Below are 24,325 nucleotides of genomic sequence, written 5' to 3'. Positions count from 1 at the left end.
GAGTGTATATGTCGAAGAAAAGAGCATTGAAATTGGGAGCTATTATTCATGGCGTGGGCGGGAGCAGCTCAGGCTGGAGACATCCCGATATTCCGGCGGATGCAAGCGTCAATATCGGTTTCTATAAGCAGCAGGCGCTTAAGGCGGAAGAGGGCAAATTCGATTTTCTCTTTATCGCCGACGGTCTGTACATTACCGAAAAATCGATTCCCCACTTCTTGAACCGGTTCGAGCCCATTACGATCCTGTCCGCGCTCGGAGCGGTTACCTCCAACATCGGGCTTGTAGGGACGTTGTCGACCTCCTACAGCGAGCCGTTTACGGTTGCCCGCCAGTTCTCGTCGATCGATCATATCAGCGGCGGCCGCGCAGGCTGGAACGTTGTCACTTCCCCGCTTGAAGGCAGCGCGCTTAACTTCGGCGGCAAGCCGCATCCCGAGCATAGCGAGCGTTACCGGATCGCCGAGGAGTACCTGGAGGTTGCGAAGGGCTTGTGGGATTCCTGGGAGGACGACGCTTTTGTCCGCGACAAGGAAACCGGCGTATTCTTCGATCCGGAGAAGCTGCACCGCCTGAATCATAGCGGTGAATTCTTCTCCGTGCAAGGTCCGCTGAATATCGCCCGCTCGAAACAAGGCCAGCCCGTTGTATTCCAAGCAGGCTCCTCCGAGAGCGGACGCAATCTTGCGGCAAAGACGGCCGATGCCGTATTTACCGGTCCGGAGTCGCTTGAAGAGGCGAAGGAGTTCTACCGCGATGTGAAGCGCCGCGTGGCCGAGAATGGCCGCAACCCGGAGCATACGCTAATTTTCCCGGGCATTGGGCCAATTATCGGACGCACGCCGGAAGAAGCGGAAGAGAAGTATCGGCAGATTGCGGACCTCGTTACGATCGAGAAGGCGCTTGATCATCTGGGAAGATTTTTCGAGCATCACGACTTCTCGCAATACGAGCTGGACGCACCGTTCCCGGACCTCGGCGATTTTGGCTCCAACAGCTTCCGCAGCACAACCGACCGGATCAAGCGCCGCGCGAAGGAGCAAGGGCTTACGCTTCGCGAGGTTGCCCTTCAGGCGGCAACGCCACGGAACTCTTTTATCGGCACCCCGGAATTTGTAGCGGACAAAGTACAGGAATGGTTCGAAGAGGAAGCGGCGGACGGCTTTATCATTGCGTCGGCTACGCCGGGCGGTCTGGATGACTTTGTCGAGCTGGTTGTTCCGATACTGCAGGAGCGCGGATTGTACCGTACCGATTACGATGCCGATACGCTTCGCGGCAACCTGGGGATTCCGGTTCCGGAGAACCGTTATACGGCAGCGCGCAAACAGGCTGGAGTGACCGTTAACTAATCGAATAGGAGAGAGAGAGCCGATGAAGACATTCAAATCGAAACGCAAATCACTCCACAGCTCGGCGGCGTTATTGTTAGTTCTGGCGCTGATGCTCTCGGCGTGCGCGTCAAATAAAGGGAGCGGCAATAACGGACAGCAGGCGCGGGAACGGTCGACGGATACACCCGCAGCCTCTGCCGAGGTGAAGCAAGGGGGAGAGCTGACTTACGCTCTCGCTACTTCGCCGGATACGCTTGATCCGCACCGCAGCGGCCTGGCTGTTGCCGTACGCGTCATCCGCACGATTTACGACTCGCTAGTTGTACAGCTTCCGGACAATTCCATCAAGCCGTGGCTTGCCACTTCGTGGGAGATCTCGGATGACGGTCTGAGCTATACGTTTAAGCTTCGCCAGGATGTGAAGTTCCAGGACGGCACGCCCTTTAATGCCGAAGCGGTCAAATATAACTTCGACCGTATTCTCGATCCGGCAACGAAGGCTGCCAATGCGGCGGCCCTGCTTGCCCCGTATCAATCCTCGGAAGTCATTGACGAGTACACGGTGAAGCTGAACCTTGCTACCCCTTCGCGCGCGTTCCTCGGCAACCTGAGCCAGGCGCTGCTTGGGATCGTATCGCCTACGGCGGCCAAGAAATACGGCGACCAATTTGGGCTGAATCCGGTTGGCACGGGTCCATTCAAGTTCGTGAAGTGGGAGCAGAATGCCGAAATTCAAGTGGCGAAGAATCCCGACTATAAGTGGGCGCCCGAGCTTGTAACGAATGCGGGCGCGCCGTATCTCGACGGCATTACCTTCAAGATCGTGCCGGAGGAAGCGACCCGGATCGGCAGCGTGCAGAGCGGTCAGGTGCTCGCGGCAGAGACGGTTCCTCCGCAAAACATCGTAGCCTTGAAGGGCGATTCGAAGGTTCAACTGCTGGGAGCCAATACGGTTGGCCTGCCTTATACGCTGTTTTTCAATCAAGAGCATGAGCCTTGGAACGATGCCAAAGCAAGACAGGCGGTCCAGCTCGCCGTTGATGTCGACAGCATTGTGAAGACGTTGTATCTGGGTACCTATGACCGCGCTTGGTCGCCGCTTACGCCGGGTACCTTCGGTTACGATCCTTCGCTTGAGAACGGAGTGAAGCCGGATCTCGAGAAGGCGGGCGCACTGCTGGATGAGCTGGGTTGGGTTAAAGGCTCGGACGGCATCCGCGAGAAGGCAGGCAAGAAGCTGACCCTCCATTATGTGGACGGCACGCCAAACCGCGAGAAACGCAACGATATCGCGGTAATCATTCAACAGCAGCTGAAGGCGCTTGGCATTGCGGTTGAGGTGGAGATTACGAAGGACGTGCGGACGGTCGTTTATACGAGCGGCGATTATGATCTCTATGGCAACAGTCAGGTGAACTCGGATCCAAACGCATTGTATTCGTTCTATCACTCGACCGCTCCCAACGCTCCGAAGTCGCTCACGCGTTTATCCAATCCGGAGATCGACAAGCTGCTTGAGCAGGGACGCGTAGAAACGGATGATACGAAGCGAGCGGATATCTATAAGCAAATCCAGCATTACATTATCGACCAGGCGGTTATCCTGCCTATTTACGTATTCCCGTATACCGTAGCCGCGGACAAATCCGTGCAAGGACTTGTATTTGATTCGCTCGGGTATCCGCTGTTCAATGGGGTATCGCTCAGTTCTTAATCGATAGGGAGGCGAATCGCCATGTACGTTGCTAATCGCATTCTCTCTTCCCTGCTGGTCATCGCGGGCACCTTGGTGCTGGTGTTCGCGATCCTGTATGTCCTGCCCGGCGACCCGACGGATTCGATGATTGATCCGTCGGTTGCCACGGCGGAGCAGATTGCGAACCTGAAGCACCAGCTGGGCGTAGATCAGCCCTTCTATATCCAGTTCATCCGCTACATAAGCGACATGGCGCGGGGAGACTTCGGGAATTCCTTATTGAATTCCGAGCCGGTGCTGGATAAAATTCTGGAGCACTTCCCCGCAACCCTGGCGCTGACGGCGGCAAGCGCCCTGGTCTCGGTCACGATTGGCCTTTTGCTTGGCGTATTGTCCGCCGTTCACCGCAACGGTCCCATTGATTACCTTGCCCGTCTCGTCGGATTGTTCGGCATCTCGATGCCGACCTTCTGGTCGGGCATTCTGCTTATCGTGCTGTTTAGCCTGCAGCTTGGCTGGTTTCCGGCCATGGGCTCGGACGGATGGCGCACGCTTGTGCTTCCGGCTCTTACGCTAGGCATTGTTGGAGCCGGCTTTATCGTAAGAATGGTCCGAAGCAGCATGCTGGACATTATCGACGAGCATTTTATGCTGACGCTTCGAGCCAAAGGATTGTCCGAGCGTGCCGTTATGTATAAGCATGCGCTGCGAAATGCGCTTATTCCAGCGGTCACGATGATTGGCATGCTGATCGGGGAAATGCTGGCGGGAACCGTTGTGATTGAAACGGTGTTTTCCCGGCAAGGCATCGGACGGATTATCGGGGACGCTTTGATGGCGAAGGATCTGCCGGTCGTGCAGGGCGTTATCTTTTTTACCGCGCTGATTTACGTCCTGGTGAACCTGCTTGTCGACTTGTCCTATTCGCTGATTGATCCGAGAGTAAGGCGCTCGGCGTAAGGTTATGGAGAAAGGAGCCAAGTACGTATGCGTGAAGCGGCTACGGCCCGTACACTCCCGTACAAAAGAAGCGGAGCAAGCCTAAAAGCTATCCGTTTCAAACGTTTGGCGGCAAGCAATCTGTTCCTGTTTGCGGCAGCCCTCGTCATCTTGTTTATTGCGGCATGCGCGGTTGTGCCTTCCTGGATTGCCCCATATTCGCCTACCGAAATGTTAACGGACAGCATTATGCAGCCGCCAAGCGCGGCCCATCTGTTCGGGACGGATTATTTCGGCCGGGATATATTCAGCGTCGTTGTATACGGCAGCCGGGATTCGCTGTTTATCGGTTTCGCTTCCGTTCTTGTCGGGGGACTGGCAGGCGGGGCGATCGGCGCTCTGTCGGGTTATGCGGGGGGCTGGATCGATGCGGTGCTGATGCGCTGCAACGATATTCTCATGACCATCCCGGGCATCCTGCTTGCGCTTGCGATTGCGGGCGCGCTTGGCAAAAGCCTGTTTAATATCGTGCTGGCCGTAGCCATAGCCTCCATACCGGGTTATGCGCGCATTATGCGGTCGCAGGTTATGAGTATTAAAGGACGGACGTTTATTCAGGCTTCGCAGGCTTCGGGCGCTTCGCCTTTCCGTATTTTTTGGAAGCATGTGCTGCCCAATTCGCTGTCCCCGCTGCTCGTCATGGCGACGATTGGCATCGGGACATCGATTCTGACCGGATCGGGGCTTAGCTTTCTTGGCTTTGGCGTGCTGAAGGAAGTGCCGGACTGGGGAACGCTTCTGTCGCAGGGCCGCGGCTATTTGACGGTTGCCTGGTGGATTTGTACCTTTCCGGGGCTTGCGATCACGATGTTCGTGCTGGCTGTCAATATGATCGGCGACCGGCTGAGAGATCAGCTTGATCCGAAGAAAAGCGCAAGGTAGGAAGGGGGAGCTCTATTGGAGGCGTTGCTTAATATTCAGGAGCTGTCCGTTGGTTTTCGGACCAAAAACGGCTTGCTTGAAGCGATTACGAATATATCCTTCTCGATACAGCCCGGGGAAACCGTGTGCCTTGTCGGAGAATCCGGCAGCGGCAAGACGGTCACTTCCAAAGCGATTATGCGGCTTATCGATTACGAGAAAGGATCCATTACGCGGGGAAGCATCCTGCTGCAGGGCCGGGATATTGCGGCGCTGCCCGAAGCGGAGCTCCGGCAATTGCGCGGGAAGCGGGTAGCGATGGTCTTCCAGGAGCCGATGGCCGCGTTTGATCCGGTGTTCACCATTGGGCAGCAGGTAGTCGAAACGATTATCCAGCATGAGCGGGTGGGCCGGCGCGCAGCCTGGGAGCGGGGCATTCAGCTGCTGGAACGCGTTGGCATACCGGAGGCGGCAATCCGGATGAAGCAGTATCCCGGCGAGCTGTCCGGCGGCATGCTCCAGCGGGCGATGATTGCGATGGCGTTATCCTGCAGCCCGGATCTGCTAATTGCCGATGAACCAACCACGGCTCTGGACGTTACGATTCAGGCCCAAATCCTGCGGTTGCTCCAGGAATTGCAGAAGGAGCTCGGGATGTCGATTCTGCTCATTACCCATGATTTAGGCATAGCAGCGGAGATGGCGGACCGTATTGTCGTCATGTATGCCGGAAGGATCGTGGAGCAGGGGAAGGCGGAGGAGCTGTTCGCAAGACCCCGTCATCCGTATACGAGAGGACTTCTTCAATCGATTCCCCCACTGGACAGCGTACGCGGCGATCGGCTCTATGCCATTCAGGGATCTATTCCATCGCTTAACGCGCTGCCTGAAGGCTGTTTGTTCCATCCCCGCTGCGAATTTGCAACGGAGCGCTGCCGGGCGGAAGCTCCGCCGCTTGTTGAACAGAGCGGAAGCGGGGCGGCTTGCTGGCATGAGGAGCAGGCTGCCGCAAAGCCTGCGGTAAGAAGCAAATCCGCCGAGTTGCGGGTAGAAGAACCTGCTGCGCGTGAAGAGCAGTTGAAGTCTGCCCTTTCCGGCACAGACAGCGAAATCCTGTTCTCTGCCGAGCATTTGCGCAAGTATTATCCGGTGAAGCGCAAGAGCTTTGCCGCTCCCCGAACCTTCATCCGTGCGGTTGATGATGTCTCGTTCTCCATCCGGCGGAATGAGACGTTTGGCCTGGTTGGCGAATCGGGAAGCGGCAAATCTACGCTTGGCCGGGTTCTTTTGCAAATGGAGCAGGCGACTTCAGGCAAGGTGCTGTTTCAGGGCAAGGAGCTGACGGGACTAAACGGCGCGCAGCTTCGTCCGTTACGGCGGGATATGCAGGTTATTTTCCAGGACCCTTACGGTTCCTTGAATCCTAGATGGACGATTGGCGACAGCATTGCCGAACCGCTTAAGGTACATGGCGCATGGACGGCTGACGAGCGTCGGTATCGCGTGAGGGAACTGCTCGGGCTGGTTGGTCTAGACCCGGCGAGCGCGAGCAAATATCCGCATGAGTTTTCCGGCGGCCAGCGGCAGCGCATTGGCATTGCCCGGGCAATTGCCTTGAACCCTAGCTTTATTCTTGCCGATGAGGCCGTTTCCGCTCTGGATGTTTCGGTTCAGGCGCAGATCGTTAATTTGCTGCAGGAGCTTCAGCGGAAGCTGGGTCTGACTTATTTGTTTATTGCGCACGGCTTGCAGATCGTAAGGCATATTTCGGACAGGATTGGCGTTATGTATCTGGGCAAGCTTGTGGAGATTGCGCCAAGCGATGAGCTGTTCCGCCAGCCTGCCCACCCGTATACGAAGCTGCTTATCGAATCGATTCCGCAGCCGGTTCCTGGTCGGCACGGCAGCGTGGCATCGATGCAAGGCGAAATCCCATCGCCGGCCAATCCGCCAAGCGGCTGCCGGTTCCATCCCCGTTGTCCGTTCGCGACGGAAAAATGCAGGAAGGAGCAGCCGGAGCTTCGCCCGTTAGGCGAGGATCGTTATGCGGCTTGTCACTATACCTTATTATGAAGCAGGCTGAGCAGAAGGGGCCGACAGCATCTTACCCGGCATTCTGGCCGGTGCTGACGGCTATTTTTATCGGATCCTTTGTCGGGATGTATCATGTCGTTTCGCTTAACGTGTCGTTGCCAGGATTTATCCGGATATTCGGGACGGAGCTGCAGACCGTTCAGTGGATGATGACCGGCTTTACCCTCGCGAGCGGCATTGTTGTTCCTATTACCGGCTATGCGATGGAGCGGTTTGGCTGCAAGCGGCTGTTTCTGTTTGCAATCGGGGGAATTACGGTCAGCTCGTTTCTATGTGCCCTGTCCTGGAATGTCGGGGCGCTTATTGCGTTTCGTATTGTACAAGGGCTGTTTTGCGGACTTATTCAGCCGGTGTCGCTTGCTTTGATTTACCGGACGATTAGGCCGGAAAAGCAATCCTTTTCCCTTAGCGTATGGTCTTTTTCCACGGTGTTAGGCACCGCCATTGGCCCGTCGCTCAGCGGCTGGCTGCAAAGCTTCGATTGGCATCTTATTTTCCTCGTGACCGTACCGGTCGGATTCGTCGCTTGGATTGTTGGGGCGGTTGTTATTCCGAAGGATTCGGCAAACGGTCTCGCGAGACTGGATTGGCCGGGGCTGCTGCTTGCAACGGGCGGAAGCCTCGCGCTGCTGCTGCTATTCGGCAACATGACTGTGTGGGGCTGGAACAGCTTGCTTACCTGGACGCTGCTGCTTGTTGGAGTTGGCAGCTTTGCGCTATTTATATGGCAGGCCCGCCGCAGCGAGCATCCCCTATTGCAGCTTAAGCTGCTGCTGAATCGCAGATTTTCGCTGAGTCTGATGGCTTCCCTTATTCTGTCATTTGGACTCTATTCGGTTGTCTACTTCATGCCTTTACTGTTGGTCGAAATGAAAGGCTTGTCGCCGTTCAGGGTGGGCCTTTTGTTCCTCCCGGCTGCGGCATGCTTAACGGCAGCCACGTTTGCCGCCGGCAAATGGTATCACAGAGCGGGACCGGCCAAGCTGATTATGATCGGCTGCGCGATTCTGGTTGTGAGCACCTATTATTTCAGCCGGATGCCCCCGGAGACAAGTCTTGTTGCGATTATCGTCTGGCTGGCGGTTCGCAATATCGGAACAGGTCTTGCCTCAACGCCAACAACCAATGCAAGCATGTCTTCCGTTCCCGAGGAGTGGATCGGGCATGCGTCGGCTATGCTCAATTGGCTGCGGCAAGTGTTTAGCGCGATGGCGTTAGGTTTATGCACGTCTTTGTTTTATTCCCGGCTGTCGGTGCATCTGGCGGAATCCGGCGGAGGGGGAGAAGGGACGAGAGCATACAGCCTTGCTTACATGCACAGCATCCACGACGTGTTTTTCGTGTCCAGCATTATTGTCGCCTGCGCGATTCCGATTGCTTTGCTGCTAGGCAGACGGATGTCGGCACCACCGCTTACGACGCCTAAGGAGAGTGAAAGCCTATGAAATTCATATGGTTCAGCCTGGTTATGAATTTGAAGAACCCGGTGACGGGGGAGCATTTTACGACCAGCGAAAAAATCGAAAATATAATCAAGCAGGCGGTGCTTGCCGAGAAGTTTGGTTTTGACGGATACGGCATTGGAGAACGGCATGGAGCCCCGTTTCTCTCTTCTTCTCCTCCGCTGCTGCTGACGGCCATTGCGGCAAGAACTTCGCGCATTCGCCTGCTGACGGCTGTAACGGTGCTTAGCGTGCTGGATCCGGTGCGGGTCGCCGAGGATTACGCGACGCTTGATCATCTGTCCGGCGGAAGACTGGAGATGATTATCGGCAAAGGCAATGATCCGCGGCATTATCCGCTCTTCGGGATAACGGAAGAGGAGCAATGGGATTCGATGGAGGAGCGTTACGAGCTGCTGCGGCGTCTTTGGCGGGAGGAGGATGTGACTTGGCAAGGCCAATACCGTCCGCCTCTTCATGAGGTAACGACGCAGCCAAGACCGCTGCAGAAGTCGATCCCAATCTGGCACGGGAGCGCGTCCAGCACCCGTTCCACCGAGCTTGCGGCCCGCTACGGCGAACCGATCTTCTCCTCGAACAGCTTCCACCCGCAGGCGAAATATAAGGATCTTATCGATCATTACCGCGAGAGACTGGCGTATTACGGGCATGATCCGCGGAAAGCGGTTGTAGGCGCCGGGGCGGGCAGCTTGTATATCGCGAATACCACGGAGGAGGCCATCAAGCGGTATCGCCCTTATTATGAAGCGTTCCAGGCAACGGCCGCCGCCCAGCATAACCAATCCCCGTTCACCTCGCTCGAGGACAATATCGCCGGAGGACCAAGCCTGATCGGAAGTCCGGATGCCATAATCGAGAAAATATTAAACTATCAAGCAGCCTTCGGGCACCAAGTACTGTCTCTTAGCGTAGACGGCCTATCCGAAGCCGAGCAGCGGGAGCAGATGGAGCGGTTCGCTTCGGACATCGCCCCCGTGCTGCGCCGGGAAGTGCCAAGCTGGGTGTGGCAGGAGCAGGGAAAGGGAATTCCGGTTGGATGATTAGGTGGAATAAGACCCTGGCAGGGTCTTATCGGGCATAGGATGGCGGGCGAATGACAGCCGATGTGGTAATTAGCGTTCAACTATGGGCCTAACCGCTGCCTCTATCTACGAAAAAAAAGCAATCCCCAAGCCATCGGCTTTGGGGATTGCTTTTTTCAGTTATTCCGTTGCCAGCACCGTGCAGCTTACGAGCTGCGCCGTACCGCCAACCGCGTACAGCGTGACCTTCTGGCAAGTCTGGTCCGGGAAGACGAGACTGGTCATAGCGGCGGAGCCGTCCGCGAGGAACAGCTCTACCGACGCTGCATCGGCCAAAATCCGCAGACGGAGACGGTCCGGGGCGGACTCGTGCAGTTTCATGTGCTGAGGCTTCGCAAACATGTCGGAGAAATCATGCGGTCCGGCATGCTCCCTTAGCAATGCAAGCTCCTGCTCCTCAGCCGAATAAGTAACGGTTGTGTACTGCTCTTCATTATGATGAAGGATGATACCTAACTCCCGAGCCTCAATCTGCTCCGCTTCTAGACGAAGCTCGAAGGCATCCAGCTTGCAATCGATGATCTCCTGACGGCCATCAGCGAGCAGCAAATCCTCTACTTGAGCAGCCACCCGGGAGAAATACGTTCCGATTTCTTCAACCGGATGCTGGACGATAACAAGCTCGCCGTTCTCTTCGAGGCGCTTTAAACCAAGTGTCCGAGCCGCCGTCATCGAACCTCTCCAGCCGTTTGACGGAACATGATTGGCGTAACGCCAGTTGCTCATCCAAGCGATATAGATCCTCCGGCCGTCTGCCTCCGGAATATCCGAGAAGCTGACGCCCGCATAGTTATCGCGGCCGAAGTCCAGCCAGCGAACCTCGCGATCATCCGGCGCAAACGCAGAACCGTCAAACTCGCCGACAAAATACTGCGTGCGCGAGCCCTCGTTATATTCCGGATTGTCGCCAACGCTAACGAGGAGCACCCATTTGCTCTCATCCGTTCCTTCAACCGTCAGAGGGAAGAGGTCCGGACATTCCCAAACGCCGCCATGAAAGCCAATGCCGTCCCCAAACTCGCTTTCATGCTCCCAGACCTTCAGGTCCGGCGAGGAGTAGAAGGAGATCGTCTGGCCGGCCGCCAGAACCATCATCCACTTGCCGCTGTCCTTGTGCCAGAATACTTTCGGGTCGCGGAAGTCGGATTTATCCGCAACTCGCAGCACCGGATTGCCCTCGTATTTTGTCCACGTTCTGCCGTTATCCCGGCTGTAGGCAAGACTCTGCGTCTGCACGGCAGGCTCGCCTTTTACCTCGAGATGACTCGTAAATACAGCTACCAGCCCGGGCTCATCCGGAAAAAATCCGGATGTATTATGCCAATCCACGACCGCGCTGCCCGAGAAAATCGTCCCGTTCTCATCGGGATAAAGAGCGATGTCCAGCTCCTCCCAATGGACGAGATCCTTGCTGACGGCATGACCCCAGTGCATGGGTCCCCAGGTCGAGCCATGAGGATGATATTGATAGAAGAGATGATATTCTTCATTAAAATAAACAAGTCCGTTAGGATCGTTAATCCAGTTCTGCTGCGGTGCAAAATGCCATAGAGGCCGATATGCGGTCTTCTTGATCGTTTCCAAATAAACGTCCACCTTTTATGATTTGATGTAGTTGTCGTAGCCGGCTTGCTTGATTTGCAGCCATTTATCCAGTCCCAGACGGTTCAACTCTTTCAGGTAATCCGCCCATTCCTCGTTAACCTTGCCCGTCTTCATCCACTCGGCGCGTTTCCGGTTAACGTAAGCGAACAGATCGGTTTCGATCGTGGACAGCTGTTTCTGATCTTCCAAAGAGAAGAAAATCTTCGGATAATTGTTCTCCGCCTTCATGTAAGGAACCAGCTTTTCCTTCATAATGTTCAGGCGCCAAGCCGCGTCGTCCGGCTTTGTCGTGTATTTGCCGTAATACTCGTCAAGGATGGCAAGCGGACCGCCGATATTGGTCTTCTGGCGAAGTTCTGCCGGCGCCGCACCTTCTAGCGGTAGATGCTCGAGCATGCCTTTTGCCTCATCGAATTTGAAAATGTTCTGCTGCGTTTCGTCGCCGTAAGTACCCCAGTTTTCCTGTACCGATTGAAGCGGCTCGTACAGCTGGTCAATCCATTTGGCCGTTAATTCCACGTTTTTGTTTGCGCTTGTAATGACCATGCGGCCGCGGTCAAAGCCGTAGTTGTTCGTGCGGGTAACATTTACTTCGCCGGAAGGGCCGGCCAGCGGCTGCATCAGATCATACTTGTCGTTGTTGCCCGTAATGTTCGCCTTGTCCCAAGTGAAGTACAAGCCGTAACGCTCATCCTGACCCTTCGCCAGGAAAGTATTGTAATCCTGTTCGAACGATTCCTCGTCGATCAAATCCAGCGCATAAAGCTCATGCAAGTAGTTGATGGCATCCTTATACCCGTCTTGATCGGCTGTAAAGACCACTTTGCCGTCATTGGTGACCACCGTATGATCGCCGTTATCGCCAAGACCAAAGGCGCCAAACAGGAAGTTCAGGTCCTCGTTGCCGTTGTTCATGACAACGCTGAGGGGGATCTCGTCGGCTTGGCCGTTGCCGTTCGGGTCATCCTTCTTGAAGGCAAGCAGGACGTTTTTCAATTCCTCGGTTGTAGTAGGCATCTTGAGGCCAAGCTTGTTCAGCCACTCCATGTTAATCCACGGAATATCGTTGACGGAGTGAATGCTTTCTTTGCCCGCCCCAAGCTCCTCGATCCACGGGAAGCTGTAAATATGGCCGTCCGGCGCAGTCATCATTGCTTTGTACTCCGGCGCTTCCTCAAGCACCTTCTGCAGATTCGGCATGTATTTCGTTATGATGTCTTCAAGCGGAATGATCGTTTTGTCCGTTCCAAGCTTGAGCAGATCATAGTCGGAATAAGCCGCATCGAGAATGGCGTCCGGCAGATCGCCGCTTGCTACGGCGAGATTTCTTTTCTCCACGAAGGAGTCCGAGGTGAAGTTCTTCCAATTGACGTGAACGCCGGTTTTCTCCTCAAGCCGCTTGTAGATTAGCTTCTGGTTCGGGTCGGTCGGGGCAAGCGGCGAGCTTTGGGTCATGAAGTTGAGCGTAACCTTTTCCTGAAGCGGGAACGACACGTTAGTCAGGTCATAACTTTTGGAAGCGGCCGAGCCTTTGTCGCCCCCTCCGCTGCAGCCTGCGATCATGGATACGGATAAAGCTAAAGCGGTTGCGGAATAAATCGTTTTTCTCATGAGATGATTCCCCCGTATAAGTTTATTTGATGGAGCCTACCATAACGCCTTTCTCGAAGTACTTCTGGAAGAACGGATACATGACGATAAGCGGCAAACTGGACACTACAATCGATGAATATTTAATCATCTCCGACAGCTTCTTCAGTTCGGCTTGGGCCAAAATATCCGAAATCATGCCGGGATCAACCTGGTTCTGGATCAGAATCGACCGCAGAACAAGCTGCAGCGGGAACAGACGGCTGTTGTCGAGATAAATCATGGCGTCGAAATACGAATTCCATTGCCCGACAAACGCATACAACGCTAGGACAAAGATAATGGGCTTGGACAGCGGCAGGATGATTTGGAAAAAGAGCCGTTGATCCGTGGCGCCGTCTATCTGAGCGGCCTGATTCAGTTCCTTTGGAATGCCGGCAAAATAAGTTCTCGCCAAAATGATGTTGTACACGCTTACCGCGCCGGGCAGAATAATCGCCCAGATCGTATTGAGCATATTGAGGTCTTTGACAACCAGATAGGTCGGAATCAGACCGCCGCTGATAAACATCGTGATCAGGAAAAACACCATAAACAGTCTTTTGCCAACAAAGCCTTCGAGGCTAAGCGGATACGCGGCGAAGACCGATACGACAACGGTTGCCAGTGCAAAACCCGCGGAATACAAAATTGCGTTAAAGAAGCCTCTTAACATGGCCGAATTGCCTAATATTTTCTCGTACCCGGTAACGCTCCAGTCCGAGGCGCTAAGCGACAGCCCCTTCGTCAGAAGCACGTTTGGGTTCAGGAAGGAGGCAAGAAGCACGTAAAGAAGCGGAAAGAGAACGAGAAGCGCGAGCAGGGCAAGCAGCACATAGGTGATAACGAGCAGAACGCGGTCTCTTCGGGAAATATGAATGTCCATTGAATCCTCCTTAAAAGAATCGTCACGCCAACAGCCGGATGGCTGTTCGTGATGATTCTTGCGTCGAAAGCACTAGCTTAAAAGAATCGTCACGCCAACAGCCGGATGGCTGTTCGTGATGATTCTTGCGTCGAAAGCACTAGCTTAAAGAATCGTCACGCCAACAGCCGGATGGCTGTTCGTGATGATACTTGCGTCGAAAGCACGAACTTTAATAGAGTCCTTCTCCTTCGTTCAGCCGCTTCACGACGGCGTTTACGAGGATGAGAAGAATGATGTTGATAATGGAATTAAACAAGCCGATGGCGGTCGAGTAAGCATAATCGCCGGACTGAAGGCCAACCTTGTACACGTAAGTCGCGATAATCTCGGAAGTTGGCGTATTCATAGCGGTCTGCATCAGAAAAGCCTTCTCGTAGCCGATCGACATAATGCCGCCGGCAGCCAGAATGAACAGGACCGCCATAACCGGCTTCAGCGTTGGCAGGTCGATATGCCAGATGCGCCGCAGAAGCGACGCGCCGTCAACGGTTGCCGCGTCATGAAGCTGCGGATCCACATTGGAGAGGGCGGCGACATAAATGATCGAAGCCCAGCCGGCTCCCTGCCAGATGCCCGATAAAATATAAACCGAGCGGAAGTAAGCGGGATCGGACATAAACGAAATGGGCTTATCCGTAAACATGGTGACAAGCGAGTTGACCAGCCCCGTCGGCGACAGGAAAACAAACAGCATCCCGGTAAGAACCACGACGGAGATAAAGTTGGGCGCGTACAGGATCAGCTGTATATTTTTTTTAATCCTGGGCCCTCTGATCTGGTTGAGCATCAGCGCCAGTACGATCGGTACCGGGAAGCCAAGCAGCAAGCCGTAAACGCTGAGCTTCAGCGTATTCATAAAGATATCGTAGAAGTTCGGCGATGACAGGAACCGGTCGAAGTTCTCGAAGCCGACCCATTCGCTCGCCATAATTCCTTTCAGCGGGCTGAAGTTTTTGAAGGCGATGATGGAGCCGTACATCGGAACATACTTGAATATGACGGTCAGCACGACGGCCGGCAGCAGGAAGAGATAAAGCGTGTAGTTTCTGAACACGTAATAAATCCAGCTTGGCTTTTGTTTTCTGCTAATGGATGTGCTTGCCAATGTTAATCCCCCCTAAGAGTGCGCTTTCATATGGAGCTCGGAAAAAGCGGCTTGAATCCGTTTTCCCGATTTCAGGGTAAGTATATGTCAACCGGATGACATATGTCAACCGGTTTCATATTTGTTTATTTTGTGGTTTAATCAAATAGGCATTAAGCTTATAATAGGTTCCATAAAGCGGTAAGACAGGAATGAGGTGAGGCATGTGAACCCGAAAATAAGCGATGTGGCGGAGAAAGCCGGCGTATCCAAAACGACCGTGTCGCGGGTGCTCAACAATCGTGGCTATATCAGCCAGGAGACGAAGGACGCCGTTTACGGCGCGATGAAGGAGCTGAACTATGTTCCCAACGATGTCGCGCGGTCGTTATTTAATAAAAAAACGAATCTAATCGGGCTTATTCTCCCGACGGTGAACAACCCGTTCTTCAGCGAGCTGGCCTTCTACATCGAGAGCATTTGCGCGGAGAAAGGATATAAAGTCTTGCTCTGCAACAGCACCCATAGCAGGGAGAACGAGGAGCGGTACCTCGACATGCTGCTGCGCAATCAGGTGGACGGCATTATCGTCTGTTCGTACAACCGGGGGTTTCACCATTACAATCACGGCAAAATGGCGGTTGTCGCAATCGACCATTACTTGGCTCCTTCCATACCGGTGGTTGGTTCGGATAACTATAACGGCGGCAAGCTGGCAACAGAGCTGCTGATCGCGAAGGGCTGCCAAAATATTGTCCATATTAACGGGCCAAGCGAGCTGGCGACTCCGGCGAATTTGCGGCGGAAAGCTTATGAAGACGTGATCAGGGAGAACGGCCGCGAGCCAATCGTGTACGAGAACCGCCAGTCGTTTGAACAGAAGGGGTATTCGAATCTGTTCGATCGGATCTTCGCGGAGCATCCCGAAGTGGATGGCGTATTCGCCAGCGACGATCTGATCGCGTCAACGTTTATCCAATACGTGAAGAAAAAGGGACTCCGTATTCCGGAGGATATCAAGATTATCGGCTATGACGGGTCGGAGACGGTACAAGCTTTCCTGCCGGAGCTGTCGACCATTCAACAGCCGATCAAAGGCATTGCTCAAGAATGCGTCCGGATCCTGTCGGAGCAGATTGACGGCGAAGCCGATCATGAGGCGGAAGAGATTTATTTGCCGGTTCAGCTGATGGAGAGGGAAACCACCTAGAACGTGGTTTCTTTTTTGGGGGCTGTGTCAACCGGTTATCATACTAAGAGGAGAGATTTATTATGGCGGGGAATGTCGTTTGTATTGGGGAGCTGTTGATTGATTTTATCTGCACCGATATCGATGTGGACCTGGCGCAAGGCGAACGGTTTGTGAAAAAAGCCGGAGGTGCGCCTGCGAATGTCAGCGCGGCAATCGCCCGGCTGGGCGGCAGCTCGGCTTTTGCGGGCAAGGTCGGAAAGGATCCGTTCGGCTATTTCTTAAAGCGTACATTGGAGGAAGAAAAGGTCGATACCTCGATGCTGATGCTGGATGCGCAATTGCCAACAACGCTAGCCTTCGTATCGCTCGATGCAAGCGGAGAGCGGGATTTCGTGTTTAACCGGGGAGCTGACCGTCTCGTTGAGCCGGAAGAGATTGACGTGGATCGCCTCCTGGCGGCGGCAGTGCTTCATTTTGGCTCGGCTACGGCTCTGCTGGAAAATCCGTTCCGCTCGACCTATACAACGCTGCTGCAGGACACTTCGGAGAACGGAAAGCCGTTTATCTCGTTTGATCCGAATTACCGCAAGGATTTGTGGGCGGACCGGCTGCACGAATTCACCAAGCTTGCGCGGGACGGCGCGTCGCATGCCGATCTCGTCAAAGTAAGCGAGGAGGAGCTGCAGCTGATGACCGGCGAGCCGGACCGCACGGAAGCCGTCCGGCTGCTGCATGGGCTGGGGGCCAAGCGGGTTTGCGTGACGCTGGGCAGGAACGGGACATTGGTATCCGACGGCAAAGCTTTGTCGCAGGTGCCGAGCATAGCGGTGAAGTCCGTTGATTCAACCGGGGCGGGTGATGCTTTTGTGGGGGCTTTGCTGTGGCAGATCAGCATGCTGGAGGAGCCCAAGGAAATGTCGTTCCGGCAGCTTTTGTCTTTCGTGGAATTCGCCAATAAAGTCGGGGCGATCACCTGTACGAAGATGGGGGCCATTGCAGCCCTGCCGACCCTGGACGAAGTACATTCATACCCGGCATAAAACAAGGGAGGCAGCGTCGGTTCGGGTAACCGCGTGCCTCCCTTGTTGCAAATAGATTAGTGATATGCCGGCGTCTCGATGCCGCATGGTCCGCCGTCCGGATTCGCTTCCAGCGAGAGCTCGGTGCCGTCCGCCTTGTAGAGCGGGTTATACCAATGCGAGATGGACATCGCGCTGCTGTTCGCGTAATGGGAAATAAACGCGCGGCGGAAACGGTCCTTTGTTTTGTTCCGGTAGGAGCCGTGAATCAGGTTGCCGTTGAAGAACAGGATATCGCCTGGCTCCATGATGGCGGCAACGGGCTTCTCCTCTTTTGGCGGCTTTACGTAATGATTCGTGAACGATTCGTTTGAATCCGATTCTTCCGGGCATACGATTTCATACGTATTTGTCTTCGGAACAAGCAGCATGCAGCCGTTTTCTTCGTCGCAGCGGTCGATAGCCGCCCATGCCGCAATACAGTTGCCCGGCTCCACCTTCAGATAGAAATTATCCTGATGCAGCGCTTGACCGCGCGAGCCCGGAGGCTTGTAATAGAACATGCTTTGCGCAGCCAAAGCCTCTTCTCCGTACAGATCGTGCATAATGTCAAGAACAACCGGATGCAGCATGTAATGCTTGCTCAGATCGTTGTAACGGTGAGGGTGCATCACCCGCGGATAGCGGCGAAGCGGATCCTCCTGCTCTCCGTCCAGGACCGGCTCGAAGTAGCCGGGAATGGGGGTAAGGCTGATTTTATCGAACTCGGCCCGGATTTCCTCGATCTCTTCCTTGCTCCATACCCCTTTTACGATTACGTATCCTTCCGTCTCGAACTGCTTCATCTGCTCCTCGGTAAGCACTTTAAGCGACTGGTTCATTTGTATTGCCCCTCTCCTTGTTGTTTGCTGCTTCTTGTCTCTAATTGTAGGGCGTTAAGGGAAAAGGGAGAAGTCGCGATTATGCTCAATACTGCATGGATTCTGCTATTATGCTGGACGAATGGAATGTGGCGCGGTACCCTTAGGATAAGGAATCGGAGCGGGGTGGAAATGATGGAGAAGGAATCGAAGAACGGCGTCGTGACGGGACATTTTCTGGAGAACGAGTCCTATTGCATGGTACGGCCTGCCGGAAGAGAGGACTGGCTGCTCGTCTATACGCTGGAGGGTCAGGGATTTTTCCGGACGCCGGCGGGAGAAAAATTATGCAAGGCAGGGGAATTGGTACTGCTCCGCAAAAGGATTCCTCATACGTATGGAACCTTAAAAGGAGATACGTGGAACTTTCTGTGGGTGCATTTCAACCGGCTCCCGGAGCTGTCCCTGCTGCCGGATGAAGAGGTGCTGCTCTGTCCGCTGCCCTCCAGCGAGCTGCAGCGAAGGGTGCTCCGCATCTTCCGGTCGCTGCTGCATGACTCGAGGGCGCAGCGCGGATTCTGGGAGGAGCTATGCGATAATCAGCTGAGTGCTTTAATTCTGCTGATGGCCGGACAGCTTGCGGACAAGCTGGATTACCGCGTCAGCCAGGTGATGCGGATTTTATCCGCGCAGATGCAGGAGCCGTTATCCGTTAACGAGCTGGCCGCACGGGTAGGATTGTCCGCTTCGCGGCTGTCCCATCTTTTCAAATCCGAGACCGGCCGCTCCATTGTGGACACGCTAAACAATATGCGTCTCGAACAGGCGGTTCTGCTTATGCTGCAGGCTGGCCGGACGGCCGGGGAAGCAGCCTTTGACGTCGGCTTCCAGAGCTATAACCATTTTGCCGCCTTGTTCCGCAGGCGGTATGGCTGCGGTCCGGCGGAGTACAAGCGCAAGGCGGAATCTATACCCGAGCCTTGAATTGGCTTGGCGTCAGGCCGACGAATTTCTTGAACTGCCGCATGAAGTGCGTCTCATGCTCGTACCCGCAGCTTGTCGCGATAGCGGTTACGGAGAGCGTGCTGTTCTTGAGCAGGTATTTGGCGAGCTCCAGCCTGCCGTTAATCATATCGGTAACGACGGAGCAGCCGAAAATATCCTTATAGAGATGCTGGAAGTAGGACTTGCTCAGATGCACGCGGTCAGCCAGCATCTCTACCGTGACATGGCTTTGCGGCGAGTTATACAGCTCGTCCCGCAGCTCCGAGAACTGCCGGATATATCGCCCCGGCCGCTCGGGATGCTGGGATAGCTCATGCAGATTGCTCAGCTTCATCAGAAGCGCCCGAATATCCGTATCCAGAATGTGATCCCTCAAATGCCCGCCTTGCTTCTGAACCCGATGGAGCTCCATAATGCTTCTCGAGATGAGCATGGGATCAACGGCGGGGACAGGAGTATCCAGCGGAAAGTTTAGTTCGGCAAGCAAACCCTTCAGCTCTTCCCCCCGGCAATGAAACCAGTCGTTTACGAACGGCAGCTCAAACTGCGCATAGGAATGCGGCGTATCCGGCTGGAACAGGATAAACGAATCGCTGTCCACCAGAATACGCAAGCCACGTATGATCACCTCGGACTTCTTCTTGAACAAAACAAACGCGTAATCCCCCGAACCATTCGGCCGGATAATCGAAATCCCGTGAGGATGGACAAACCGGTAGCCGCAGCTGTCTAATCGGATGATCGTCAGCAGCTCCTTTCTTCAAAAAAGCACGATAGGTCAGTTTTTTCTCATTATAGTGAATTGTAGGCGCTTTCTCAATCCCATACAATCTTTCTTATAGAGTTATTTATTATCGTCCTATGCGCGGGTGGGAGCTGAAGAAAGCATGACAATCACAGAATCCGTCAGTAAAAGGGAACGGGACGGCTGCAAGGGCTGTTCGGCCGATGTCAGAGTGACGGACGAGCAGATTCAGCGCCTGATCTCCAAGATCAAATCCGATGCCTGCGTAACGGACGAGCTGTACGCGAAGCGGCTCGCCGCATGCGAAGGCTGCGCAAGCATGGCGTACGATACGACCTGCATGCATTGCGGCTGTCTCGTACGGGTGCGAGCAAAGCTAAAGGATAAAGGATGCCCGCATCCGCAGCAGGCGGTCCGGGCGTTATGGGAAGCAAACCACTAACGGCTGTTTGTGCAATTATTCTTTTTGGGAGGCGTTATTGAATGAACAAAGCGGTAGTCCATGCAGACTGGTCAATCGGCACGATTAACAAGAACATCTATGGCCATTTCGCCGAGCATCTTGGCAGATGCATTTATGAAGGCTTGTGGGTAGGGGAAGATTCCGAAATTCCGAATACGGACGGCATCCGCAACGACGTTATCGAAGCGCTGCGCAAGCTGAAGGTGCCGGTTCTGCGCTGGCCGGGCGGCTGTTTTGCCGATGAGTATCACTGGAAAGACGGCATTGGTCCCCGCGAGACGCGCAAGAGAATGGTCAATACCCACTGGGGCGGCGTAGTGGAAAATAACCATTTCGGCACGCACGAATTCTTCCGCTTATGCGAGCTGATTGGCGCCGAGCCTTATATCTGCGGCAACGTGGGCAGCGGCTCGATTCAGGAAATGTCCGAATGGATGGAGTACATGACGTTCGACGGCGATTCCCCGATGGCGAATCTGCGCCGCCAGAACGGCAGGGAAGAGCCTTGGAAGCTGAAGTATTTTGGCGTGGGCAACGAGAACTGGGGCTGCGGCGGCGAGATGCTTCCGGAGCATTACGCGGATCTGTACCGCAACTTCCAGACTTACGTCCGTCAATACGGCGATAACAAGCTGTACAAAATCGCCGGCGGCGCAAGCTCCGACGATTACCGCTGGACCGACGTGCTGATGAACAAAGCGGAGCGCTTCATGAGCGGTCTGAGCCTGCATCACTACACGGTTCCGGGCGTATGGGCCGACAAAGGCTCCGCCACGGAATTCGACGAGAACGACTGGTTCGTGACCATGAAGAAAGCCGAATACATGGACGAGCTGCTTACCCGTCACAGCACGGTCATGGACCGCTACGACCCGAACAAACGCGTTGGCTTGATCGTTGACGAGTGGGGCACTTGGTTCAACGTGGAGCCGGGCACCAATCCGGGCTTCCTGTACCAGCAAAACACGATGCGCGACGCGCTGGTTGCGGCGATCAACCTGCATATTTTCCATAAGCATTGCGAGCGCGTACAGATGACCAACATTGCCCAAATGGTTAACGTTCTGCAAGCGGTTGTTCTGACTGAGGGCGACAAAATCCTGCTTACGCCTACTTACCATGTGCTTGAAATGTACAATGTCCATCAGGATGCCGAAGCGCTGGCGATTCATGGCCAATTCGGCAAAGTGAATGCCGACGGCAAAGAGCTGGACCAAGTTGGCGTTACCGCGTCCAAGAAGGATGGCGTCATCCATGTCAGCCTGTACAACCTGCACCCGTCCGAGCAATCGGAGATCAGCCTTGAGCTCCGCGGCGCCGAAGGCAGCTTCAACTGCACGGGCAAGCTGCTTGCAGCGGATGCGATTCAAGCGCATAACACCTTCGAGGAACCGTCGAAGGTGAGCGTAAAGCCATTCTATGAAGCGAAGATCGAGGACGGCAAATTGAGCCTTAATCTGCCTGCCGCATCGGTAGTTACGCTGCGTCTGGAGCAATAAAAGATCAGAGCCGGTAAGTCCCTTTTGCGGGGCTTATCGGCTTTGTTTTTGTTGGATCACAGAGGGGCGAGGCTTAACGCTTCCTATGTTGGATTCCCTCCAGTGTTTCCATTACATGTACCATGGTTTCTACACTGGATTCATCCCGTGTTTACTCCATTTAGGGTTACTTGGCAGAGGGGAGCTCATTATGGTGCATTTAACCCAGCATAGATAGGGAACAAGCAGCGAACATCGATCAAACCAGGCGTTTGCGGAAGCTTAAGGCAGTAGAATTAGCCGACGTTGAACAGGTTAAGGTCCATTAGGGACCTTAACGTCCGGAACAAGTAACGTCGGGTGATTGAAGGAGCATAAGACCCAGGCGGGCTCTTATTTACCAGTGCGAGTGTCGAAACTGGCCTGTTACAGGTGCCCGAAAATGAAATAAGACCCCCATAGGGTCTTATTCCTCAACCTCTTCGGCTATCCTCTCAAATTGCTGCCCGTCGTAATCGCACGGTCCCGGAAGTTCTCGACCGAGGCGCTTTTTTCGTAGAAATGCGGGACGTTGTCCCGAATGCCCTGCCGAGTATAGAACGGATCGTCGGCAGCCAGCGGGAAAGTAACCTTTTCCCCGGTGGTGGCGGATTTGTAAATGCCTACAATCAGCTCCAGCGTCGCACGGCCGCTATGGCCGTCAATTAACAACGATTCCCCGCGCTCGATCGCGGACAACACATTATCGATCTGCCCGGCATGCCCCTCATAGGCAACCTCCGGAAGGCTGTCGTAATAGGCCTGGATCTCGGCAGAAAGGGCCGTATTTGGAGTCGGGAAGCCGTTATCCATCGAGCTGGATGCAACAAGCTTCCATGGCGCGGAGATACGCGCGGCTTTGCCTTGGAAAATAAGCTGCTGCTCCTCGCCGTGGTGGACGACGGAGCTCGTAATTTGGCCAAGGCCGCCGCCGGCGAACTTCAGCATCGCAATCGACAGATCCTCCACCTCCGCATTATCATGCGAGGTATTGCTCATGAACGCCTGCAGCTCGGTTGGCCGGCCCATCATCCAGAGCAGCGCGTCGATATGGTGAACCGCATGGTTCAGCGTGCAGCCGCCGCCTTCCTTCTCCCATGTGCCGCGCCACCAGAGGTCATAGTAGCAATGGCCGCGCCACCAGAAGGAATCGACCTGCGAGTGGACAACCGGGCCGATCAACCCGCTGTCGAGCACTCCCTTAAGCTTCATCATTGGCGTGCGGAAGCGGTTCTGGGCTACGATCGATAAGAGCTTACCGCTTTCCTCCGCGGCCCGGTTCATCGCGTCGCACTCTTCGAGCGAGGAGGCCATCGGCTTTTCGACCAGCACATGCTTGCCCGCGCGGAGGAAGTCGACCGCAATCTCGGCATGCGTGTAAGGCGGCGTGCAGACGGAGACCAGATCGATGTCCTGGCCGAGGAGCTCCTTGTAATCGCTGTACGCCTTCGCCTCCGTAAGTCCGCATTGGGCAATGCGGCTCTCGGCTTTGTCTGCGTAAATATCCGTGACCGCAACAATCTTGCATCTGTCCGAAAACTTCTGATAGGCGTCGATATGGGCTCTACTGATAGCCCCGGATCCAATAATGGCGATTTTCAGCATTTTATCATCTCTCCTATTCCATGCGAACCGCAAGATTTTGGGCTAATACGCTAAGCTCGGCAACCTTGAAGGCATGTTCCTGGGTCATGGCGTTTTCCGTACGGTGGATGCAGTCAAGAATAAGCTGGCCGAAGAAGGGATAGCCAACTTGCCCTCTTACCGAAAAATGAAACTCTCCCTCATGGTTGGCCATATAAACCTGATCGCCTTCGGGATTCTTGGCAAGATCGACGTATTTGCGCACTTCAATGTAACCGTCGGTGCCAAGAATAAGCGTCCGGCCGTCTCCCCACGTGCTCAGCCCGTTAGGGGTCAGCCAGTCCACCCGGAAGTATGCCGCAGCGCCGTTGTCGCCCGTCAGCATCACGTCGCCATAGTCTTCCAGCTCCGGGTAGTCCTTGTGATGGTAGTTAGCGATGCGGGACTGCACGACCTGCGCATCCTTTGCTCCCGTATAAGACAGAAACTGCTCGATTTGATGGCTGCCGATATCGCAAATAATGCCGCCGTACTTCTCCCGCTCGAAGAACCATTTCGGTCTGGCCTTCGCATTCGTGCGATGAGGTCCCCAGCCCATGACCTGCACAACCCGTCCGATCGCTCCTTGCTCGATTAATTGTCCAGCGAATAAGGCTCCTTCGTTATGAAGCCTTTCTCCGTAATAGACCATATATTTGCGCCCGGTCTCGGCAGATACCCGTTTGGCGTCTTCCAGCTGCTCCAAGGTGGTCAAGGGCGCCTTGTCCGTAAAATAATCCTTGCCCGCCTGCATGACCCGAAGGCCAAGCGCGCAGCGTTCGGAAGTTATGGCCGCCGAAGCAACGAGCTGTATGCGGGAATCCGCGAAAATCTCCTCTTCCGAAGCGGCTGCTTTTACATGCGGATACCGCTCCACGAATCTGGCAACCTTCTCCGGGTCCGGATCGTACACGTATGCAAGCTCGCCGCCTGCTTCGATCAATCCGTTGCACATGCCGTAGACATGCCCGTGATCCAGCGCGATTGCCGCAAATTGAAATTCCCCGGGCGCAACAACAGGATTTGGTTTTCCCTGCGGCGCATAGTTCATGCCGTCTGATTTACTCAAGCCAGTCACATCTCCTTAAGTGGAATTGCTTCTAGAATATATGGAAAATGAGATGCT

20 protein-coding genes are annotated in these 24,325 nt (G+C 54.7%); 12 read left to right on the top strand and 8 right to left on the bottom strand.

All coding sequences use genetic code 11. The annotated features are described in order from the left end of the window. The first annotated feature begins 8 nt into the window (after positions 1 to 8). The 7 genes from EV294_RS21710 to EV294_RS21680 are packed head-to-tail and all read left to right on the top strand — an operon-like array spanning position 9 to position 9,487. A complete protein-coding gene (locus EV294_RS21710) occupies positions 9 to 1,352 on the top strand; it encodes an LLM class flavin-dependent oxidoreductase (RefSeq protein ID WP_132310627.1) in 1,344 nt (447 codons plus the stop codon). Positions 1,353 to 1,374: 22 nt separating this feature from the next. Then, positions 1,375 to 3,048, top strand: a complete 1,674-nt coding sequence (locus tag EV294_RS21705; RefSeq protein WP_132310625.1) for an ABC transporter substrate-binding protein — start codon at positions 1,375 to 1,377, stop codon at positions 3,046 to 3,048. Between the two features lie 21 nt (positions 3,049 to 3,069). Then, on the top strand, positions 3,070 to 3,990 hold the full coding sequence (locus EV294_RS21700) for an ABC transporter permease (protein WP_132310623.1): 921 nt from the start codon (positions 3,070 to 3,072) through the stop codon (positions 3,988 to 3,990). 27 nt (positions 3,991 to 4,017) lie between these two features. Continuing rightward, positions 4,018 to 4,911, top strand: coding sequence for an ABC transporter permease (locus tag EV294_RS21695; RefSeq protein ID WP_132310621.1), 894 nt, complete (start codon positions 4,018 to 4,020; stop codon positions 4,909 to 4,911). Between the two features lie 15 nt (positions 4,912 to 4,926). Further along, positions 4,927 to 6,963: an ABC transporter ATP-binding protein gene (locus EV294_RS30925; protein ID WP_132310619.1), complete on the top strand. Its 2,037-nt coding sequence runs from the start codon at positions 4,927 to 4,929 to the stop codon at positions 6,961 to 6,963. Beyond that, entirely contained in the window at positions 6,942 to 8,429 is a 1,488-nt protein-coding gene (locus EV294_RS21685; RefSeq protein ID WP_243711749.1) for a DHA2 family efflux MFS transporter permease subunit, read from the top strand. The genes EV294_RS30925 and EV294_RS21685 overlap by 22 nt, the downstream gene beginning before the upstream one ends. Beyond that, the gene (locus EV294_RS21680) at positions 8,426 to 9,487 is read left to right on the top strand and encodes an LLM class flavin-dependent oxidoreductase (protein WP_132310617.1); all 1,062 of its coding nucleotides are present in this window, start codon (positions 8,426 to 8,428) and stop codon (positions 9,485 to 9,487) included. Before EV294_RS21685 ends, EV294_RS21680 begins: the two co-directional genes overlap by 4 nt. Positions 9,488 to 9,649: 162 nt before the next feature. Here the strand turns inward: EV294_RS21680 and EV294_RS21675 are convergent, their stop codons facing one another. The 4 genes from EV294_RS21675 to EV294_RS21660 all read right to left on the bottom strand — a co-directional run bounded on the left by EV294_RS21675 (position 9,650) and on the right by EV294_RS21660 (position 14,796). Continuing rightward, positions 9,650 to 11,113: a glycoside hydrolase family 32 protein gene (locus tag EV294_RS21675; RefSeq protein ID WP_132310615.1), complete on the bottom strand. Its 1,464-nt coding sequence runs from the start codon at positions 11,111 to 11,113 to the stop codon at positions 9,650 to 9,652. 15 nt (positions 11,114 to 11,128) lie between these two features. Next, positions 11,129 to 12,745, bottom strand: coding sequence for an ABC transporter substrate-binding protein (locus EV294_RS21670; protein WP_132310613.1), 1,617 nt, complete (start codon positions 12,743 to 12,745; stop codon positions 11,129 to 11,131). 22 nt (positions 12,746 to 12,767) lie between these two features. Beyond that, the gene (locus EV294_RS21665) at positions 12,768 to 13,649 is read right to left on the bottom strand and encodes a carbohydrate ABC transporter permease (RefSeq protein WP_132310611.1); all 882 of its coding nucleotides are present in this window, start codon (positions 13,647 to 13,649) and stop codon (positions 12,768 to 12,770) included. A 211-nt stretch (positions 13,650 to 13,860) separates the two neighbouring features. Further along, positions 13,861 to 14,796, bottom strand: a complete 936-nt coding sequence (locus EV294_RS21660; RefSeq protein WP_132310609.1) for an ABC transporter permease — start codon at positions 14,794 to 14,796, stop codon at positions 13,861 to 13,863. 205 nt (positions 14,797 to 15,001) lie between these two features. Between EV294_RS21660 and EV294_RS21655 the strand changes: the two genes are divergently transcribed. Together EV294_RS21655 and EV294_RS21650 are read left to right on the top strand one after the other, a co-directional pair. Beyond that, positions 15,002 to 15,985, top strand: a complete 984-nt coding sequence (locus tag EV294_RS21655; RefSeq protein ID WP_132310607.1) for a LacI family DNA-binding transcriptional regulator — start codon at positions 15,002 to 15,004, stop codon at positions 15,983 to 15,985. Between the two features lie 59 nt (positions 15,986 to 16,044). Continuing rightward, on the top strand, positions 16,045 to 17,007 hold the full coding sequence (locus EV294_RS21650; RefSeq protein ID WP_279513600.1) for a carbohydrate kinase family protein: 963 nt from the start codon (positions 16,045 to 16,047) through the stop codon (positions 17,005 to 17,007). A gap of 56 nt (positions 17,008 to 17,063) precedes the next feature. Here the strand turns inward: EV294_RS21650 and EV294_RS21645 are convergent, their stop codons facing one another. Further along, on the bottom strand, positions 17,064 to 17,867 hold the full coding sequence (locus EV294_RS21645; protein WP_132310603.1) for a phytanoyl-CoA dioxygenase family protein: 804 nt from the start codon (positions 17,865 to 17,867) through the stop codon (positions 17,064 to 17,066). Positions 17,868 to 18,038: 171 nt separating this feature from the next. On the opposite strand from EV294_RS21645, the gene EV294_RS21640 reads away from it, so the two are divergent. Further along, positions 18,039 to 18,830, top strand: coding sequence for a helix-turn-helix domain-containing protein (locus EV294_RS21640; protein WP_243711748.1), 792 nt, complete (start codon positions 18,039 to 18,041; stop codon positions 18,828 to 18,830). Here the strand turns inward: EV294_RS21640 and EV294_RS21635 are convergent. Beyond that, positions 18,814 to 19,479, bottom strand: a complete 666-nt coding sequence (locus EV294_RS21635) for a helix-turn-helix transcriptional regulator (protein ID WP_132310601.1) — start codon at positions 19,477 to 19,479, stop codon at positions 18,814 to 18,816. The two genes, EV294_RS21640 and EV294_RS21635, sit on opposite strands and share 17 nt — an antisense overlap. A 259-nt stretch (positions 19,480 to 19,738) precedes the next feature. On the opposite strand from EV294_RS21635, the gene EV294_RS21630 reads away from it, so the two are divergent. Beyond that, complete coding sequence (locus tag EV294_RS21630; protein ID WP_132310599.1) at positions 19,739 to 20,038, top strand: DUF6171 family protein; 300 nt, start codon at positions 19,739 to 19,741, stop codon at positions 20,036 to 20,038. Positions 20,039 to 20,079: 41 nt separating this feature from the next. After that, positions 20,080 to 21,558: an alpha-N-arabinofuranosidase gene (locus EV294_RS21625; RefSeq protein ID WP_132310597.1), complete on the top strand. Its 1,479-nt coding sequence runs from the start codon at positions 20,080 to 20,082 to the stop codon at positions 21,556 to 21,558. 465 nt (positions 21,559 to 22,023) lie between these two features. Here the strand turns inward: EV294_RS21625 and EV294_RS21620 are convergent, their stop codons facing one another. Further along, positions 22,024 to 23,181, bottom strand: coding sequence for a Gfo/Idh/MocA family protein (locus tag EV294_RS21620; protein ID WP_132310595.1), 1,158 nt, complete (start codon positions 23,179 to 23,181; stop codon positions 22,024 to 22,026). A gap of 13 nt (positions 23,182 to 23,194) precedes the next feature. Then, entirely contained in the window at positions 23,195 to 24,268 is a 1,074-nt protein-coding gene (locus EV294_RS21615; protein WP_132310593.1) for a Gfo/Idh/MocA family protein, read from the bottom strand. Positions 24,269 to 24,325 lie beyond the last annotated feature (57 nt).

Source organism: Paenibacillus sp. BK033 (assembly GCF_004345425.1).
Classification (GTDB): domain Bacteria; phylum Bacillota; class Bacilli; order Paenibacillales; family Paenibacillaceae; genus Pristimantibacillus.
The sequence above is the reverse complement of the archived record's forward strand: the minus strand, read 5'-3'. Positions and strand labels throughout refer to the sequence as shown.